Genomic DNA, 16,830 nt, shown 5'->3' on the forward strand with positions numbered 1-16,830 from the left:
GCGCGCGGTTACGCCCGGGCCCCGGGATCCGCCGGGTCCAGCGCGCGAGCCGCGCCGGCCAGGACCGCCTCGCGGACGCGGTCGAGCGTCGCCGAGCGGAGCTTCCACTGCTGCCAGTACAGGACGACGTCGACCGTGCCGGCCGGGTCGAGCTCGACGAGGTGGAGATCCCCGGCCTGCAGGTCCGGCACCATGCCCCAGCCCAGGCCCAGGGCGACCGCCGCGACGAAGTCCGCCGACGCCGGCACGTAGGTCGCCGGCGGGATCCCGGGGACGGCGCGGGCGGACAGATAGCGGTGCTGGAGGTCGTCCTTGCGGTCGAAGACGACGACGGGAGCTCGCGCCAGGGCCTCGGGCGTCGGGCCGTCGGGGAACCAGCGTGCGGCGAACTCGGGGGTGGCCATCGGCCGGTAGCGCATGGACCCGAGCCGGGTGGAGGTGCAGCCGGGCACCGGGTCGGCCTGGGCGGTGACCGCCGCCATGACGGTGCCGGCGCGGAGCAGGGCGCTGGTGTGCTCCTGGTCCTCGCGGTGCAGGTCGAGCGCGACCTCGCCGGCCAGGGGCGCCAGCGCCGGCAGCACCCAGGTGGCCATCGAGTCGGCGTTGACCGCGACGGGCAGCGTCGGCACGTCGACGGGTTCGTCCCCGAGTTCCCGGGTCACGTCGGCGGTGAGGACGTCGATCTGGCGGGCGAGCCGGAGCACGGCCTGACCGGACTCGGTGACCTGCACCGGCTTGGAGCGCACGAGCAGGATCCGGCCGGTGCTGACTTCGAGTGCGCGCAACCGCTGGCTGATCGCCGACGGCGTGACGTGCAGGGCGCGGGCGGCCGCCTCGAGCGTGCCCTCGCGGACGGTGGCGTCGAGTGCGCGCAACTGGCCGAGGTCGAGGTCCATGAACAGCAACGCTAACGAACCATCAATATCTTTAGCTGGACCGGTGATCAGAGTCTTCCTAGCGTCGAGACGTGTTGACCTCCGCGGCGCTGCTGGCCGCCGTCTCCGGACTCGCCCTCGGCCTCGGGCTGATCGTCGCCATCGGTGCGCAGAACGCGTTCGTGCTCCGGCAGGGGCTGCGGCTGGAGCACGTCGCGGCGGTGGTGGCGGTGTGCGCGCTGTCGGACCTCGCGCTGATCTTCGCCGGCGTGCTCGGGGCCGGGGAGGTGCTGGAGCGGGTGTCGTGGCTGGTGCCGGTGGTGTGCTTCGCCGGGGCCGCGTTCCTGCTCGGGTACGGGGCGCTGGCGGCGCGGCGGGCGCTGCGGCCCGGCGTGCTGCTCTCCGACGCGGCGGGGATCGGGGCGGGGCTCGCGGTCACGGTCGGCACGTGCCTGGCGCTGACCTGGCTGAACCCGCACGTCTACCTGGACACCGTGGTGCTGCTGGGATCGACCGCGTCGACCTACGGCGACCAGCGGTGGGCCTTCGCCGTCGGTGCCGGCATCGGCAGCATCGTGTGGTTCACCGGGCTCGGCTTCGGCGCACGGCTGCTGCGGCCGGTGTTCGCCCGGCCGGTCGCGTGGCGGGTGCTGGACGGCGTCATCGCCGCCGTCATGACGCTCCTGGCCGTGTCGCTGCTGGTGCGCGGCATCGCCGAGGCCTGAGCCGGGTCTCAGTCGGACCGCGGGCCGACCACGACGGTCAGGGCGACGACGTCCGCCGCACCGAGCGGGTCGTCGGCGGGGCCGGCCAGGTCCCGGTCGAAGACCCGCGCGACGGAGTTGCCGGCGACGTCCTCCAGGGCCGGGTCGACGGCGACGCGGACGACGCCGGTCACCCACGGGCGGTCGGGCACGAACGCCCAGCCCCGGCCGTCGGCGTCGGCGCTTCCTGCCCCCGGTAGCTCGTCGACCCGCAGGCACCGGTCGGTCAGTGCACGGTCGAGCGGCCGGTCGAAGCGGATCCGCAGCGGCTCCCGGGTGCCGGCGCGCGGCGCGGACACCGACCACGTCTCCGGTCGCACCCGGCCGCGCAGGTCCGGTCCCACCCGGAAGGTCGCGGCGGCCCCGGCGCTGAGCCCCCGGCCCTCGGCGTCCCGGAAGCCGGCGTCCACCACGAGGCGGACGTCCGCCCCCTCGGTCAGCGGGTAGCCGGCCTCGAGGTGTGGCGCCAGGCCACGCTTGATCCGGGCCGGGTCGAGCAGCACGGTCAGCCGCCGGCGCCCGGCGTCCCACAGCTCGGGCTCCATGCCCAGGAACGCCCCGGGGACGACGGCTCCGTCGTCGGCCCGCTCCAGGCGGATCGCGCGGGCGGCCCACCCCTCGCTCATCGGGGAGGAGAACCGCACGGCGAAGCGCAAGAGGTTGCGGGGGACGACGTCCAGGGCGGGCTCGATCGCGACCACGGAGGTCTGCCCGGTGCCGGGCCGCGGGATCCGGGGGAGGACCGCCGCGGGTCCGTCGTCCCCCGTCACCACGGCGTACTCGGTGCCCGGGAGGAAGGGGAAGCGCGGCACGAACACGGCATCGCCGTCCACGGTCTCCCAGCGACCGGCCATGGGCTGGCGCCGGGGAGTCCGGTCCCCGCCGAGCGCGTCGGCGGGGTAGACGCGCAGACCCACGGCCGGGCCGCGGACCATGAGGACGACGTCCCCCCGCCGTTCCCCCCAGCCGACCTCCACGCGCGCTAGAGGGAGGCGGTCTTCAGCGAGCGGAGGGACCGGACCCCCGCGTCGTCGGCCTGCACGACGAGGACGTGCTGGTCGTCGAGGGCCGCCATCAGGGAGACGCCGAGGACGTCCTCCTCGGTGCGCGGCACCCCGAGGGGCTCCTTCGGCTCGGTGAGGGCCTCCTGGCGGTCGATGTCGGCGCAGGCGATCTTCATCAGCGGGTACGCGGTGTGCGAGACGAGCAGCTGCTCGGCGCCGTCCTGCTCGAAGGCGACCATGCCGAGGGGCTGGTTGCCCCAGCCGAGCTCGGCGACGGTGCGGCCGGTGACGCGACCGCCGGCGGCGAGGTCGGCCATCGGGAAGTGGACCAGCGGGGTGCAGGTGTAACTGGCGAGGATGCCGCCGGAGTGGGGCACGAACCTGCGGATCGGCGCTGCCGTCTCCCACGCGCCGTGCGACACGTGGAAGATCTCCAGCCCGCTGGCGGCCTGCCGGCCGTCGAACGGGTAGGGGATCCGGCGCAGCGTCGAGGCGAACTCCTCGTCGGAGAGGCCCGCCACCAGCACCGCGCCGTCCACGTAGGCCAGGTCGGTGATCGCCGACAGACGGGCCGGGACGCGCGTGGCGCGGATGACCCGGCCGTTGTACTCGCGCCCCTCGCCCTCGCCCAGCCAGACGTCCTTGAGCTCGTCGTCCACGGCGGGGGCGTCGGCCAGCTCGGCGGTCGCGTGGGCGACGGCGTCGAGCGGGACGTCGCTCAGGCTGCCGTCGGCGCGGTCGAGACGGACGAGCACCGGCTGGCCGGCGGTTCCGCTGCCGCGCATCACCGAGAGGTAGACGTTGCCGGTGCGGGGGTGGACGGCCAGGTCGCGCAGCGCCACGTCCGCCCGCTCGCAGCCGAGGTAGGCGGCGAGCGCGCCGTCGAGGTCGGTCAGGTCGAGCGGGTCGGTCGCCGCGGCCGTCGACGGGTCGGCGACGTCGAGGGCGACCACGCGGGCCCCCTGGTAGTCGGCGGCGAAGAGGACGTCGTCCGGTCCGAAGGCCAGCGCCCCGATCGAGGCCATGCCGGTGTCGCCGGTCTGCAGTCCGTGGTCGGCGATCGCCATGTCGAGCTCCCTCGGTCGTCGCCCTCGATGGGCAGGCCGAGCCTAGGCGCAGGTGCCTCCCCGGGAGAGCCGCTCGGCGGGCTGTTACTCCGGTGGGTGTTCCGGGGTACAGCAGGCGCGTCCGTCCACCGGCCACCGAACGGAAGGCGCCATCGTGGAGATCATCGGAGTCATCGTCGCGGGCATCATCATCGGCCTGCTCGGCAAGTTCGTCGCTCCCGGCAACCGGGACAACATCCCGCTGTGGCTGACCGTGGTCTGCGGGATCGCCGGCGTCCTGATCGGCTACTACCTCGCTGCCGCCCTGGGCGTCGACGAGACCAAGGGCATCGACTGGATCCGCTGGATCATCAGCATCATCGTCGCGGCCGTCCTCGTGGTCATCGCGGCGACGGTGACCGGGCGGCGCAGCGGCCACCGGGTCTGACCGCTCTGCGGCCCCAGCAGCCGGCGCCGAGGCTGCTGGGGCCGTTCCCGGTCCGTGGGAGGAGCGGTGGTCAGGTGGTCGCGACGGCGCCCGTGGCCAGGGCGATGACCAGGGACACCCCCAGCGCGATCCGGTAGGGAACGAACACGGTGATGGGGTGGCCCGCGACCAGGCGCAGCAACCAGGCGATGGACGCGTAACCCACGAGCAGGCTCACCAGCGTGGCCAGCAGCGTCGGCCCCCAGCCGACACTGTCGGCGACCGCCCCGCCCTCGGAGACGGCCTCGAGGCCTCCGGCGGCGAGCAGGGCAGGGATCGACAGCAGGAACGAGATGCGGGTCGCGGCGACCCGGTCCAGTCCGCGGAACAGTCCGGCGCTGATGGTCGCCCCGGAGCGGGAGACGCCGGGGACGAGGGCGACGCACTGGACAGCGCCCATCACGACGGCGTCCCGGAGCCCGACCGAGGACTCCGGGCGGTCCTGCCGGCCGACCCGCTCGGCCAGCACCATGACCGCGCTCCAGGCGATGAGGGCGACGGCGACGACCCAGAGACTGCGCAGCGGCCCGGAGACGAGATGCCGGGTGAGCAGCCCGACCACCCCGATCGGCACGGAGCCGACGACCACCACGCAGGCCTCCCGCCAGGCCGGTCCGCGGCGGGCCGACGGGCTCCGCAGGCCGCGCACGAAGCCGGTGATCAGCCGCCCGATGTCGCGGCGGAAGTAGCCGATGACCGCGAGGATCGCGCCCACCTGCACGATCGCGGTGAACGCAGTGACCCCGTCGTCGTCCGTCGAGAGGCCCATCAACCGCTCGACGACGGTGAGGTGGCCCGTGCTGGACACGGGCAGGAACTCGGTCAGCCCCTCCACGATGCCGAGGACGACTGCCTGCAGCCAGGTCACGCAGCGACCTCGCCCCGGGCCTCGGTCCGGTCGCGCCCCGACACGGTGAGGTAGGCGACGATCGCCACGATGGCGACCAGGAAGACGAAGCTGGTCCAGGTGGTGCCGAGTCCCAGCCCGCCGTCCTCGCGGGGCTGGGAGAGGCCGTCGCCGAGGGACGCGCCCAGGGGTCGGGTGAGGACGTAGGCGATCCAGAACGTGAGCACCGCGTTGGCGCGGAAGACCAGGTGGCTGACCGCGACGGCGGCGATGAGCAGGGCGACGATCAGCGCGGTGGCCCAGTAGCCGACGCCGAACTGCTCGTCGACGAGGTCGCCGACGGCCGTGCCGAGGGCGAAGGTCATGAGGACGGCGAGCCAGTAGAAGGCCTCGCGGCGGAACGTGACGATGCTGTGGATCGACAACGTGTGCTCGAACCGGAACCAGACGGCGAACGTGACCGCGAGCGCGACGGAGAAGACGACCGTGCTGACCCCGAGCGGCACGCCGAGGGCGTCGGTGAGGTTGTCGGTGAGCAAGGTGCCGACGACGCTGATCAGCACGACGGTGAGCCAGTACACGGCCGGGATGTAGCGGCGGGTGCGGAACTGCCAGACGAGCACCGCCAGGAAGACGGCGGTCATCACGACGGTGGTGCCGCCGAGGCCGAGGCCCACGTTGTCGGCGAGGAAGTCCGCGGCCGTCTCGCCGACGGTCGTGGCCAGGACCTTGATGATCCAGAAGAAGACCGTGACCTCGGGGACCTTGTTCAGCAACGCCCGACCGGTCGGTACCTGGGGAGCTCTCGTCATGCCCGCCAGCATCGGCACCCGGTCCTGTACAGCGCCTGAACGTCGGCGAAGGCCGGTGGCACCGGCGCATCCGCCACTCGCCGTCAGGCCTGAGCGGCTTCGGGGCCTGGCAGCTTCGTGGGAGCGCCCAGCAGCCAGGTGAGGTCCCCGAGGGGAGGGACTGGGCGCGGAGGGGAGGGGCCACCGGCGTCCTCCTCGAGCTCCTCGCCGCCCAGCTGGATGCGCATCCCCGCTGGCTGGTGCCGGATCACCGGCCTCACAGCGCACGCACAGGCCGTTTCAACGTCGTCCCAGCCTCCGGAGCCGAGGCTCGGGCGCGAACCCACTCCAGGGCGCGGGCCTCCCGCGAGGTCGCCGAGCGGGAGCACGACGGCAGGGAGATGCAGCATGACCATGCTGGACCAGAGACCGGCCGACGTGCCCGCGGGATCGGACGGACCGGCGACGGGGCGGCGCGCCCGCCGGTGGCGGCGTCTCCTCGGCCTCGCGCTGGCGGCGCTCCTGCTCCTGCCGGCGATCTCGTTCGAGCGGGCCATGACGGCTCCGGGGGGTGGCAGCTGGGAGGAGCGCACCGTGGAGTGGGTGAGAGACCACGGCGGAGCGCCCGTCGTCAACTGGATGGAGAACTGGTACTACTCGCGCCACGAGCCGTCCGGGGTGGCCCCTGAAGACGCAGCACTGCCCGACACGGCGCTCGCACCCACGCAGCCGGCCGGTGTGGCCGGGCCTCCTGCGGTCGCGCCGCTGGCCGGCGCGGAGCCCGTGGCGGGAGAAGGGGACTGGTCGCCGGGCCGGACCGACTCGGGGGGCCGGCCCGCCATCTACACGACGTTCCTCCGGCCGGACGGATCTCATCCGAGCGTCGTCGTCGGCGCGGCCTGGATGCGATCCGGCGACACCGCGGCACACCTGGTCGCCGGCTCGATGCAACCCGGCGGGCCCGGCTGGCCGGGCAGCGCCCAGGTGCCCTCCTCCGACGTCCCGGCGCTCGTCGCCACCTTCAACTCCGGCTGGAAGTTCCAGGACATCACCGGCGGGTTCTACCTCGACGGACGGACGGGGGAACCGCTCGTGGACGGGCAGGCCTCGGTGGTCATCGACGACCACGGCCGCGTGACGGTGGGCGACTGGGGGCGGGACGTCACCATGACCGGCCACGTCGCCGCTGTGCGGCAGAACCTCGCCCTGGTCGTCGACGGCGGTCAGCCGGTGGACGGGCTCTCGACCAACGCGCACGGCCTGTGGGGCAGCTCGAGGAACCAGCTCCAGTACACCTGGCGCTCGGGGCTGGGCGTCGACGCCCACGGCAACCTGGTGTACGTCGCGGGTGATGGGCTCACCCTGCAGACCCTCGCAGCGGCCATGGTGGACGCCGGCATCCAGCGGGGCATGGAGCTGGACATCCACCCGGGCAAGGAGTCGTTCGCCTCGTGGGCTCCGAACGGTTCCTCGGCGACGCCCACCGCGCTCCTCCCGCACATGGGCCGCCCGGCCGACCGCTACCTGACCGTCGACCAGCGCGACTTCTTCTACGTCACGCTGCGCTGAGGACAGCGGGCGTCCACTGCACGCGGACCTCCCGGCTGCCCGGATGGGGACGCCGGCCGAGCCACCTCCGGCCCTCCGTGCTCGCGGCCGGGAGCCGAGCACGTCGCTCGGCCAGTGCACGCCCAGGTAGACACGCGTGAAGCCCACGGCGACCGCCCAACCGACGGCCAGCGCCGCGACGCCGCCGCCCGAGCCCCGTCGTCGAGCCGCCACGACGACCAGGGCGGCCACCACCGCCGCCGACGACGTGTGACCCGAGGGGAACGAGAAACCGCTCGCCGTCGTCGCCCAGTCGGCAGCCGGGGGACGGGCGCGACCGATCCAGGACGACAGGCCCAACCGGAGCAGCTGGACGCCGCCGTAGGCCGCGATCGCCAGCAGGACCCGTCGCGGCCATCCGAGGCGCCCTCCGGCGTACACCCCCGCAAGGGCGGCGAGGGGGACGGCGACGAATCCCGCGGCGGTCGCGGTGACCACCCGCGCGATGCCGGTGACCGGGGTCGTCCGGTGGTCGAGCAGCCAGCCGTGCACTGCGAGGTCGGCGGGGAACGGCCGTCCTCCGCGGGCGGTCACGAGCAGGCCGAGCGCTGCGAACAGCGCGGCGGCCGTCAGCCCGCCGAGGAAGCCCACGCGGCCGACGACGGGCTGCGTCCGGGCTCCCTCCCGGCCCGGGCCGGTGGCCCACCTGAGTCGGGTCGTCATGCCCGCCACGATGGGCCGCTCCTGCTGTACGCCGCCTGTACGGCGACCCGACCGGGACGTCGTCCTGTACGGCGCCTGCACGCTGGTGGCGGTGCGCGATGCCGACGGGGGACGATCCCGCACGTGGAGGGAGCGAGCGTCCTGGTCGTGGAGGACGACGCCGCGCTGCGGGAGGTCGTCGCCCGGGGACTGCGCGAGGCCGACCTGCGGGTGGTCACCGCCGCGGACGGCGCGAGCGCGCTCCGGGCGGTCGCCACAGGGGGGTTCGCCGCGGTGGTGCTCGACATCGGGCTGCCCGACTCCGACGGCCGGGACGTGTGCGCCGCGATGCGGGCCCGCGGGATCGCCGTCCCGGTGCTCTTCCTGACCGCCCGCGACCAGCTGCCGGACGTGCTGTCGTCCTTCGCCGCGGGCGGCGACGACCACCTGGCCAAGCCCTTCCACGTCAGCGAGCTCCTGGCGCGGCTGCGGGCGATGATCCGCCGCGGGGTGCCGCGGCCACCGGCCGCCGACGACGGCCTGCGGCTCGACCCGGCCGGCCACGACCTGCACGGACCGGCGGGCCGGCAGGCCCTCACGCCCACCGAGTACCGCCTCCTGGCTGCACTGCTCGCGGCACCGGGTCAGGTGGTGCGCCGGCGGGCGCTGGTGCTGGCCGGCTGGCCGCACGGGGAGGCGGTCGCGGAGAACACGCTGGACCAGTACGTCGCCCGGCTGCGCCGCAAGCTGGCCGCGGCGGGCGCCGAGGGTCCCGGCATCGCCACCGTCCACGGCGTCGGCTACCGGTTCTCGTGAGCCGGCCGCCCGCGTGAGCGCGACGCGGAGCCTGCGCAGCCGGCTGTCCTGGTCGGCGACGGCGGTCGTCGCGCTGTGGGTGGTCGTGCTGACGGTCGGGGCGAACGTCCTCCTCGGCGGCGTGCTGGCGCGGGAGGCCGACGGCGTCCTCCGGGCCCGGGCGGAGGCGGCCGCCGCGACGGTGACCGAGGACGGGGGAGAGGTACGGGTCGTCGACGTCCGGGACGACGCGGCGCTCGACGTCGGCACCTGGATCTTCGCCGCCGACGGATCGGCCGTGGAGACGCCACCGGGGAGCACCGCGGACCTGGACGCGCGGGCGGCGGAACTGGCCGGCGCGGACGGGGAGGCGACTGCGGAGACGGGCCTGCCGGACCGGCTGCGCCTGTTCGCGCTGCCGGTGCGGGACGGCGAGCAGCGGATCGCCACCGTCGTCACGAGCACCTCGCTGCAGCCCTACCGGAAGGTGCAGCGGCTGGCGTGGGTGGCCAGCGCCGCCCTGGGCGTGCTGCTCCTGGTCGTCGTCCACCTGGTGCTGCGGGCCAACGTCCGGCGGGCGCTGCGGCCGGTCGGCGCCATGACGGCGCAGGCCGGCCGGTGGAGCGCCGAGGACGTCGAGCGCCGCTTCGGGACGACGCCCCGCCCGGCCGAGCTCGACGAGCTGGCCCGCACCCTGGACGAGCTGCTGGACCGCCTCGGCGCGGTGCTGCGCCACGAGCGGCAGCTGTCCGACGAGCTCAGCCACGAGCTCCGCACACCGCTGGCCCGCCTGCAGGCCGAGGTGGACCTGCTGCGGGAGCGGCCGCGCAGCACCGCCGAGCAGGCCGCGGCGCTCGCCGCGATCGACGACGCGGCGGGCTCGATGCGGCGGATCGTCGAGACGCTGATGGTCGCGGCGCGCACCGGCTCCGGCGCGCTCCCCGGCCGGTGCCACCCCGCCGAGGTCCTCCCGGAGCTGGTCCGGGCCGCGGTCGGGAGCTCCGGGATCGAGGCCGTCGCGGACGTCCCCGCGGACCTGGTGGTGGGCGTCGACGCGCCGGTGCTCGAGCGGCTGGTGGCGCCGGTCCTCGCCAACGCCGCCCGGTACGCCCGCACCCGGGTGACGGTGACCGGGGAGAGCCGCCCGGGTCGGGTCCGGCTGGTGATCGCCGACGACGGACCCGGCGTCGGGCCGGCGGACGCCGACCGGGTCTTCGACGCCGGCTGGCGGGCCGACCCCGGGGACGGGCACGACGGTGCCGGGCTCGGCCTCGCCCTGGCCCGCCGACTCGCCCGGGCGGCCGGAGGCGACATCGACGTCGGCCGAGCGGGTGCCGGCGGGTGCTTCGTCCTCGACCTGCCGGCGGGATAGCGGCGCGGGTGGTGCACCTGGGGCCCGGGTGGTGTCCCGACCGGTCACGTGCAGGCGAAATTCAGGTCCGTCCCGGACGATCGGCCGGGTGAGCTCATTCCTGGACCCCACCCACCTGATCGACACCTTCGGGCTGATCGGGGTGATGGTGATCCTCTTCGCCGAGTGCGGCCTGCTGATCGGCTTCTTCCTGCCGGGTGACTCGCTGCTGTTCACCGCGGGTCTGCTGATCGCCGACGGGCTGATCGCGCCGCTGTGGGTGGCGCTGCTGCTCTTCCCGGTCGCGGCGATCGTCGGGAACCTCGTGGGCTGGTACATCGGCCGCCGCGTCGGTCCGTCGGTGTTCGACAAGCCGGACTCGCGGTTCTTCCGCGCCTCGCACGTGCAGAAGGCCCACGAGTTCTTCGAGCGCAACGGCGCCAAGGCGATCGTCCTCGCCCGCTTCGTGCCGATCGTCCGCACGTTCATCACGGTCATGGCCGGCGTCGCCGGCATGGGCTTCCGCCGTTTCGCGACCTACTCGGCCATCGGCGGGCTGCTGTGGACGACCGTGGTCACGATGCTCGGCTACTGGCTCGGCGGGGTGGCCGTCGTCCGCGAGCACGTCGAGCTGTTCATCCTCGGCGTCGTCGCGCTCTCGCTGCTCCCGGCCGTCATCGAGGTCCTGCGCAGCCGCCGGGACCGCCCGGTCGCCGGCTGACCGGGCGGCGCCGCACCGTCGTCACCCCTCGGGTGCGGCGGCTCCGTCTCCCTCGGCCGATGACGGCGCTCCCGTGCCCTCCGCGTCGAGGCGCTCGAGCCGCTGGCGGATCGCCGCGACGTTGAGCGCCACGTCCTCCAGCGCCTCGACCGCCCGCGTCGCCAGCGCGAACGTGAGGTTCTCCCGCTGCTCCTGCGGGCTGGGCTCGCGGACGGGGCGGGCTCCCGAGCGCCCGGTGAACGGGTCCGCCGGGGAGTCGTCACCACGCTGGTCGCCGAAGAACTGGCGCAGCGCCCGCTGTGCCATCTCGAGGAAGTCCGCCGGATCGGGCCGGTCGCTCGCCATCGCTGTCGCCTCTCCTCGCCGTGGGCGTCCCGGGGCCGGTGCCGGTCCGGAGGCGCTGTGCTCCCGGGTCGGTACCCACGCCGGCCCTCCTCGACCGCATCTCGGCCCACCACCTCGGGCGGCAGGCCGCCGGCTCACCGGCCGAGCCGGCGCAGCCGCTCCTGCAGGTGGCGCTGCTCGGCGACGTTGAGCGTCGCGGCGATCGCCCCGCGGTAGGCCTCGGCGGCCTCGGCGGTGCGGCCGGACCGTTCGAGCAGGTGCGCGCGGACGGCGTCGGCCCTCGGGAGACGCGGATGGTCGGTGACCAGGCGGTCGAGTGCGGTCAGCGCCTGGTCGGGGCCCTTCAGCATCGCCTCGGCGACGATCCGGTTGAGGGTGACCGTCGGGTTGTCGGTGAGCGCCTCGAGCAGCGTGTAGAGCAGGTGGATCTCGGCCCAGTCGGTCGAGGCGGTGTCCGGCGCCGACGCGTGCAGGCCGGCGATGCACGCCTGCAGCAGGTACGGGCCGGGGACGGCGCCCGGGGTGACGACGTCGAGCATCGCCAGACCTTCCGCGACGAGGGCGGCGTCCCACCGCGTGCGGTCCTGCTCGTCGAGCGGGACGAGCCGCCCACCCGGGCCGACCCGCGCCGGGTGCCGCGCCTCGGTGAGCAGCATCAGCGCGAGGAGCCCGGCGACCTCGGTGTTCGTCGGGGCGGCCCGCCGGAGCAGCCGCGCGAGGTGGATGGCCTCCGCGGCGAGGTCGGCGTCGCGGGCCGGCGCGCCGCTGGTCGTGTGGTGGGCCTCGGTGAACATCACGTAGAGGACGTCGAGCACCGGGGCGAGCCGCTCGCTGACGTCGTCCGGCCGCGGGAAGGTGCCGGTCAGCCGGCGCTTGGCCCGGGTGATCCGCTGGCCGATCGTCGCCTCGGGCAGCTGGTAGGCGTGGGCGATCTGCGCGGTGGTGAGCCCGGCGACGGCGCGCAGGGTCAGGGCCACCTGCTGCGACCGGGGCAGCTCGGGGGAGCAGCAGAGCTGGAGCAGGAGCAGGGCGTCGTCGCTCTGGGCCGCCGCGCCGTCCAGGGGCGCCGACAGCCGCGCCGTCCGCTCCTCCCGGTCGCGGCGGCGGACGTCGCTGCGCACGAGGTCGACGTACCGCCGGCGGGCGGTCGCGACCAGCCACGCCTGCGGATCGGCCGGAGGATCGGTCGCCCATTGGCGGTGGGCGTCGAGGAGTGCCTCCTGGACGGCGTCCTCGCACAGGTCGAACTGGTCGCGCCCGTAGGTGCGCACCAGGCGGGCGAGGGTCTGCGGCGCCAGCTCGCGCCACAGACCCTCGCCCAGAGCGCTGGTCATCCGTCGCCCAGGTCGGCGAACACCACCGGGCGGATCTCCAGGGCCAGGCCGGGGATCTGCGCGTCCGGGATCTGCAGGGCGAGCTCGACGGCGCGGGCCTCGTCCTCGACGTCGAGCAGGTAGAAGCCGCCCATGAACTCCTTCGACTCGACGAAGGGGCCGTCGGTCACCTCGGGCCGGTCGCCGCCGCGGACGACCTTGGACCGGCTCGGGTCGCCGAGCGCCTGGGTGGCGATGAACTCGCCGGACTCCTTGGTGGCGGCCATGAACGCGCCGTGGCCGTCGCCGATCAGCTGCTGCTGCTCCTCGGTGAGCTGCTCGAGCACGGCCGGGTCGACCTGCATCAGGATCACGTACTTCACTTCGTCCTCCTCGGTGGGCATCACTGGCGCCCTCTGGTCGGCACCGACCCGGCAGATCCGACATCCTCGGCGAGGATTTCTGATCGACGTCGCAGAGGGAGGTTCCCGTGACCCGGTACGCGGTGCTGTTGCGGGGGATCAACGTGGGCCGCGCGAAGCGGATCGCGATGGCCGATCTGCGTGCCCGGCTGGGCGAGGCGGGGTTCGAGGACGTCGCGACGCTGCTGAACAGCGGCAACGTGGTGCTGAGCTCGTCGTCGTCGGCCGCGAAGGTGGGGCCGGCCGTCGAGAAGGTGATCCAGGACGAGCTCGGCGTCGAGTCCGCCGCCGTGGTGCGGACGGCCGACGAGATCCGGGCGGTCGTCGCGCTGGACCCGCTCGGGGACGTCGCGGACGACGGGTCGCGCTACGTGGTCGCGTTCATGGCCTCGAAGCCCGGCAAGGAACTCGAGGAGCTGCTGGGCTCGGTCGACGCGGGGGAGGACCGCTACGCCGTCCACGGGCGCGAGCTGTTCGTGTGGTGCCCGAAGGGTCAGATGGACAGCCCGCTGATGACGGCCTTCGGCAAGGCCAAGGGCGGCCCGGTGACGACGGCCCGGAACTGGAACACGGTGCAGAAGCTGGCCGATCTGCTGGGCACGCCGTGACCGCTGACCGGCCGGCTCGGGTGGAGGACGTGCACGAGCTCGCCCAGGCGATGCCGCACGTGACCGTGGTGCAGGGCTCCCGCGGGAACGAGGTCTACCAGGTGGGCGGCAGGTCGTTCGTCTTCTTCCGGACGCCGCGGCCGGACGCGGTCGACCCGGCGACGGGGGAGAAGCTGCCCGACGTGATCGTGCTCTGGGTGGAGTCGGAGGAGGAGAAGCTGGCGCTGGTCCAGGACGAGACGACGCCGTTCTTCACCACCCCGCACTTCGACGGCCACCGGTCGGTGCTGGTGCGGGCGTCGCGGCTCGGGGAGATCAGCCGGCGGGAGCTGGCCGAGGTGGTGCAGGACGCCTGGCTGTCGCAGGCCTCGCTCCGCCGTCGGTCGGTGTGGCTCGCCGAGCACGGTGGCCCCGAGCCCGGGGAGTCGTCATGAGGACGCTGCACGTCGGCCTCCGGGTCGCCGATCCGGATCGGGCGCTCGCCTTCTACGAGGCCGTGGGCTACGAGGTGGTCGGACAGGTGCCGGACAGCCCGGCCGGCGATCTGACGATGCTCAAGCTGCCGGACGACGAGTTCGTGAGCATCGAGCTGGTCCACGACGCCTCGGTCGCTGTCGGGGGGAGCAGCCTCAGCCACCTCGTGATCCAGGTCGAGTCGATGGCGGCGACGGTCGCCCGCTTGCAGGAGAAGGGCCTCGAGGTCGCCGAGCCCTCGTCGCCGGACGGGTCGGCGGACTTCCTGACCAGCTGGATCACCGACCCCGACGGCAACCAGATCGAGCTGGTCCAGTGGCCGGCGGGGCACGCCGTCGGGATGAGCGCGGCCGACTGGGCGTGACGGCGTCAGGTGCGCAGCTGCTCGCGCAGGCCCATGTCGTCGCGGCAGGCCCAGTGCTCGACGATCCCGCCGTCGGCGACCCGCCAGATGTGGATGAACGCCCAGGTCACCGACTTCCCCGACGGGGCCAGGCCGGCGAGGAGTGGCATCGTCGACGCCCGGTGGGTGCCGTGCAGCGTGAGGTGCTGGGCCACGGTGTCGCCGTCGGCGATCAGGTGGTGCTGTTCGAGCGGGACCGGCCCGAGGTCGTGGTCGATGGTGCGCAGGATCTGGGCCAGCCCGTTGCGGCCCTGGGGGCCGGCGGCGTGGTTGACCATGTCCTCGGCGATCAGCTCGTCGAGGTAGGTCTCGTCACCCGCCTGCTGACGCCGGAACAGCTCCTCGACGACCTCGCGTGCTCCGCGTTCCGGCATGCCGGTCAGCGTCCCGGAGCGGGCAGGGCAGCGCCAGATGCCCGACCGGGGCGACCGCCCGGACTCCGTTGACCCTTCTCGGTCAACCGGCGAGGGAGAGGGCGACGTCCACGCCAGTGATCAACGCGCCGTCGGTCGCACACCACACGGCACCGGCCCCGACCCCCCAGCGGACCTCCGCGACGCAGGAGTCGCAGAGGAACACCCGACGGGATCCGCATGACCTGCACACGACATCAGCCGCAGTGACCGCGGTGTCGTTGCACCGCGACGGCGGCGCTCCGGTGGAGTAGGTGACCACCGCACAGCCGATGTGCGCGGGAAGCATGCTCCGGGGCCGACGGGCGAAGACCTCCGAGGAGGCCACCTCCATGGCGACGGCGCCGGTTGTCACGCATACAGGGTGCGCACGCGGGTGTGTCGCGCGGGTTACGGGATCGTGTCTTCCTGGCCGGAGGCGATGTTCACACTCCCGGAACAGCGGCAGCGCACCATCCGTAGGCGTGCACACGGGTGACCAACTCTCCCTGACCGCGGCCCACCTCGCGGTGCGCACGCTGGGCCCCGCCACCGTCCCGTCGCCACTTGCCGGCGGCCTCCTGGACCGGCGGGACACGGTCCACTACGTCGCCGAGACCGACCGGGTGCTGCTCGACGACACCCTGGACATGGCCGCGCGCCGGAGGGTGCCGACCTCCGAGCTCCCCGCGTTCGAACCCGGTGGTCCACGGTTGCGGCTGTTCTTCGAGCCGGAGAGCACTCGCGCGGGTGTGGTCACATGCGGTGGGCTCTGTCCGGGATTGAACAACGTCGTCCGCGGGCTGGTGCTGGAGCTCTACGGCCACTACGGGGTGACGTCGGTGACCGGGTTCCGCAACGGCTATCGGGGGCTGACCCGTGCGGGAGCCAAGGACAGCCTGACGTTGACGCCCGAGGGTGTGCGCGGGATCAACAGCCAGGGTGGCACCGTGCTCGGCACCTCCCGCGGCGGGCAGGACACCGTGGAGATGGTCGACACCCTGACCCAGCGGGCGATCGACGTCCTGTTCGTGGTCGGCGGCGACGGCACGTTGCGAGGTGCCCAGGAGATCGCCGACGAGGCGGATCGCCGCGGGATCCCCCTGGCCGTCGTCGGGATCCCCAAGACGATCGACAACGACATCCCGTGGATCGACCACAGTTTCGGCTTCCAGACCGCGTTCTCCCGCGCCGCGGAGTCCATCCGCGCCGCACACACCGAGGCCAGCTCGATCCCCGACGGTGTGGGGCTCATCAAGTTGATGGGCCGGCACTCCGGCTTCATCGCCGCGTATGCGAGCCTCGCCAGCGAGGACGTCGACATGGTGCTCGTTCCGGAGGTGCCGGTCACCCTCGAGGGCGAGCAGGGCCTCCTCGCGCACGTCGATCGCGTCCTGGACCGGCAGGGTCACGCGGTGGTCGTCGTCGCCGAGGGCGCCGGTCAGGACCTCTTCACCGAGCGCCCGACCGCTCGGGACGCCTCGGGCAACGTCCGGCTGCACGACATCGGCGGACTGCTGCGCGAGCGCATCACCGACCACACGGCGGCGGGCGGCCGCAGCATCAGCCTGCGCTACGTCGATCCTGGTTACGCGATCCGCAGCGTGCCGGCCAACCCGTTCGACAGCGTCTACTGCACGCGCCTGGCACAGGCTGCGGTGCATGCGGCGATGGCCGGGAGGACGGCGACCGTCGTGGGTCGCTGGCACGGACGCTTCGTCCACCTGCCGATCGCGTTGGCCACGGGAAGCCGCAACCAGGTCGATCCCAGCGGCGACCTGTGGCTCTCTGTGCTCGAATCGACCGGCCAGCCCGTTCCCGCTGGAAGGCCACCGACCAGCGATGCGCGTTCCGACCTGTCGTCGGAACCCCCAGGGCGCTGAGCAGCGCGGTCGATCCGCTCCTCCTCACGGCCCGACGCAGCCGTAAGGTCCGGTGACCG

Annotated in this window: 19 protein-coding genes and 1 pseudogene; 10 read left to right on the plus strand and 10 right to left on the minus strand. The window is 73.9% G+C overall.

Features of this window, described 5'->3' with window-relative positions:
- Positions 1-8: 8 nt before the first annotated feature.
- Positions 9-896 carry a LysR family transcriptional regulator ArgP gene (locus N555_RS0100415; protein ID WP_029429530.1) on the minus strand — a complete coding sequence of 296 codons (888 nt, stop codon included), beginning with the start codon at positions 894-896 and terminating at the stop codon, positions 9-11.
- A gap of 71 nt (positions 897-967) precedes the next feature.
- Between N555_RS0100415 and N555_RS0100420 the strand changes: the two genes are divergently transcribed.
- Positions 968-1,600, plus strand: coding sequence for a LysE/ArgO family amino acid transporter (locus tag N555_RS0100420; protein ID WP_029429531.1), 633 nt, complete (start codon positions 968-970; stop codon positions 1,598-1,600).
- Positions 1,601-1,608: 8 nt separating this feature from the next.
- Here N555_RS0100420 and N555_RS26455 read toward each other — a convergent pair whose 3' ends face one another.
- On the minus strand, positions 1,609-2,616 hold the full coding sequence (locus tag N555_RS26455; protein ID WP_051683502.1) for a hypothetical protein: 1,008 nt from the start codon (positions 2,614-2,616) through the stop codon (positions 1,609-1,611).
- Between the two features lie 5 nt (positions 2,617-2,621).
- Complete coding sequence (locus N555_RS0100430) at positions 2,622-3,710, minus strand: hypothetical protein (RefSeq protein ID WP_197028856.1); 1,089 nt, start codon at positions 3,708-3,710, stop codon at positions 2,622-2,624.
- A gap of 154 nt (positions 3,711-3,864) precedes the next feature.
- Here N555_RS0100430 and N555_RS0100435 point away from each other — a divergent pair, with 154 nt between their 5' ends.
- Positions 3,865-4,137 (plus strand): GlsB/YeaQ/YmgE family stress response membrane protein, encoded by a 273-nt coding sequence (locus tag N555_RS0100435; RefSeq protein ID WP_029429534.1) that lies wholly within the window; start codon positions 3,865-3,867, stop codon positions 4,135-4,137.
- A gap of 70 nt (positions 4,138-4,207) precedes the next feature.
- On the opposite strand, the gene N555_RS0100440 is transcribed toward N555_RS0100435, so the two are convergent.
- Complete coding sequence (locus N555_RS0100440) at positions 4,208-5,044, minus strand: undecaprenyl-diphosphate phosphatase (RefSeq protein WP_029429535.1); 837 nt, start codon at positions 5,042-5,044, stop codon at positions 4,208-4,210.
- Positions 5,041-5,835, minus strand: a complete 795-nt coding sequence (locus N555_RS0100445; RefSeq protein ID WP_051683530.1) for a COG4705 family protein — start codon at positions 5,833-5,835, stop codon at positions 5,041-5,043. Before N555_RS0100445 ends, N555_RS0100440 begins: the two co-directional genes overlap by 4 nt.
- A gap of 387 nt (positions 5,836-6,222) precedes the next feature.
- On the opposite strand from N555_RS0100445, the gene N555_RS28520 reads away from it, so the two are divergent.
- Positions 6,223-7,383 (plus strand): phosphodiester glycosidase family protein, encoded by a 1,161-nt coding sequence (locus tag N555_RS28520; RefSeq protein ID WP_051683503.1) that lies wholly within the window; start codon positions 6,223-6,225, stop codon positions 7,381-7,383.
- Positions 7,384-7,485: 102 nt separating this feature from the next.
- On the opposite strand, the pseudogene N555_RS29200 reads toward N555_RS28520, so the two are convergent.
- Positions 7,486-8,085: pseudogene (locus N555_RS29200) on the minus strand (phosphatase PAP2 family protein); the annotation flags it as partial.
- A gap of 123 nt (positions 8,086-8,208) precedes the next feature.
- On the opposite strand from N555_RS29200, the gene N555_RS0100460 reads away from it, so the two are divergent.
- From N555_RS0100460 to N555_RS0100470, 3 genes are all read left to right on the plus strand, one after another.
- Positions 8,209-8,880 carry a response regulator transcription factor gene (locus N555_RS0100460; RefSeq protein WP_029429538.1) on the plus strand — a complete coding sequence of 224 codons (672 nt, stop codon included), beginning with the start codon at positions 8,209-8,211 and terminating at the stop codon, positions 8,878-8,880.
- 13 nt (positions 8,881-8,893) lie between these two features.
- Positions 8,894-10,231: an ATP-binding protein gene (locus N555_RS0100465; protein ID WP_029429539.1), complete on the plus strand. Its 1,338-nt coding sequence runs from the start codon at positions 8,894-8,896 to the stop codon at positions 10,229-10,231.
- 88 nt (positions 10,232-10,319) lie between these two features.
- On the plus strand, positions 10,320-10,931 hold the full coding sequence (locus N555_RS0100470; protein ID WP_231502547.1) for a VTT domain-containing protein: 612 nt from the start codon (positions 10,320-10,322) through the stop codon (positions 10,929-10,931).
- Positions 10,932-10,952: 21 nt separating this feature from the next.
- On the opposite strand, the gene N555_RS0100475 is transcribed toward N555_RS0100470, so the two are convergent.
- From N555_RS0100475 to N555_RS0100485, 3 genes are all read right to left on the minus strand, one after another.
- On the minus strand, positions 10,953-11,276 hold the full coding sequence (locus N555_RS0100475; protein WP_029429541.1) for a hypothetical protein: 324 nt from the start codon (positions 11,274-11,276) through the stop codon (positions 10,953-10,955).
- 134 nt (positions 11,277-11,410) lie between these two features.
- A complete protein-coding gene (locus N555_RS0100480; RefSeq protein WP_029429542.1) occupies positions 11,411-12,610 on the minus strand; it encodes an RNA polymerase sigma factor in 1,200 nt (399 codons plus the stop codon).
- A complete protein-coding gene (locus N555_RS0100485) occupies positions 12,607-12,972 on the minus strand; it encodes a YciI family protein (RefSeq protein ID WP_029429543.1) in 366 nt (121 codons plus the stop codon). The genes N555_RS0100480 and N555_RS0100485 overlap by 4 nt, the downstream gene beginning before the upstream one ends.
- 107 nt (positions 12,973-13,079) lie before the next feature.
- Between N555_RS0100485 and N555_RS0100490 the strand changes: the two genes are divergently transcribed.
- From N555_RS0100490 to N555_RS0100500, 3 genes are read left to right on the plus strand one after another with little or no spacing between them, the layout of a single operon-like run.
- Positions 13,080-13,619, plus strand: a complete 540-nt coding sequence (locus N555_RS0100490) for a DUF1697 domain-containing protein (RefSeq protein ID WP_029429544.1) — start codon at positions 13,080-13,082, stop codon at positions 13,617-13,619.
- Complete coding sequence (locus tag N555_RS0100495; protein ID WP_029429545.1) at positions 13,616-14,053, plus strand: MmcQ/YjbR family DNA-binding protein; 438 nt, start codon at positions 13,616-13,618, stop codon at positions 14,051-14,053. The genes N555_RS0100490 and N555_RS0100495 overlap by 4 nt, the downstream gene beginning before the upstream one ends.
- On the plus strand, positions 14,050-14,457 hold the full coding sequence (locus N555_RS0100500; protein ID WP_029429546.1) for a VOC family protein: 408 nt from the start codon (positions 14,050-14,052) through the stop codon (positions 14,455-14,457). Before N555_RS0100495 ends, N555_RS0100500 begins: the two co-directional genes overlap by 4 nt.
- 5 nt (positions 14,458-14,462) lie before the next feature.
- Here the strand turns inward: N555_RS0100500 and N555_RS26465 are convergent, their stop codons facing one another.
- Positions 14,463-14,870: an ester cyclase gene (locus N555_RS26465; protein ID WP_051683504.1), complete on the minus strand. Its 408-nt coding sequence runs from the start codon at positions 14,868-14,870 to the stop codon at positions 14,463-14,465.
- 503 nt (positions 14,871-15,373) lie between these two features.
- Between N555_RS26465 and N555_RS0100515 the strand changes: the two genes are divergently transcribed.
- Positions 15,374-16,771 carry an ATP-dependent 6-phosphofructokinase gene (locus tag N555_RS0100515; protein ID WP_231502548.1) on the plus strand — a complete coding sequence of 466 codons (1,398 nt, stop codon included), beginning with the start codon at positions 15,374-15,376 and terminating at the stop codon, positions 16,769-16,771.
- Positions 16,772-16,830 lie beyond the last annotated feature (59 nt).

It is taken from the genome of Blastococcus sp. URHD0036 (genome assembly GCF_000701365.1).
Lineage (GTDB): Bacteria > Actinomycetota > Actinomycetes > Mycobacteriales > Geodermatophilaceae > Trujillonella.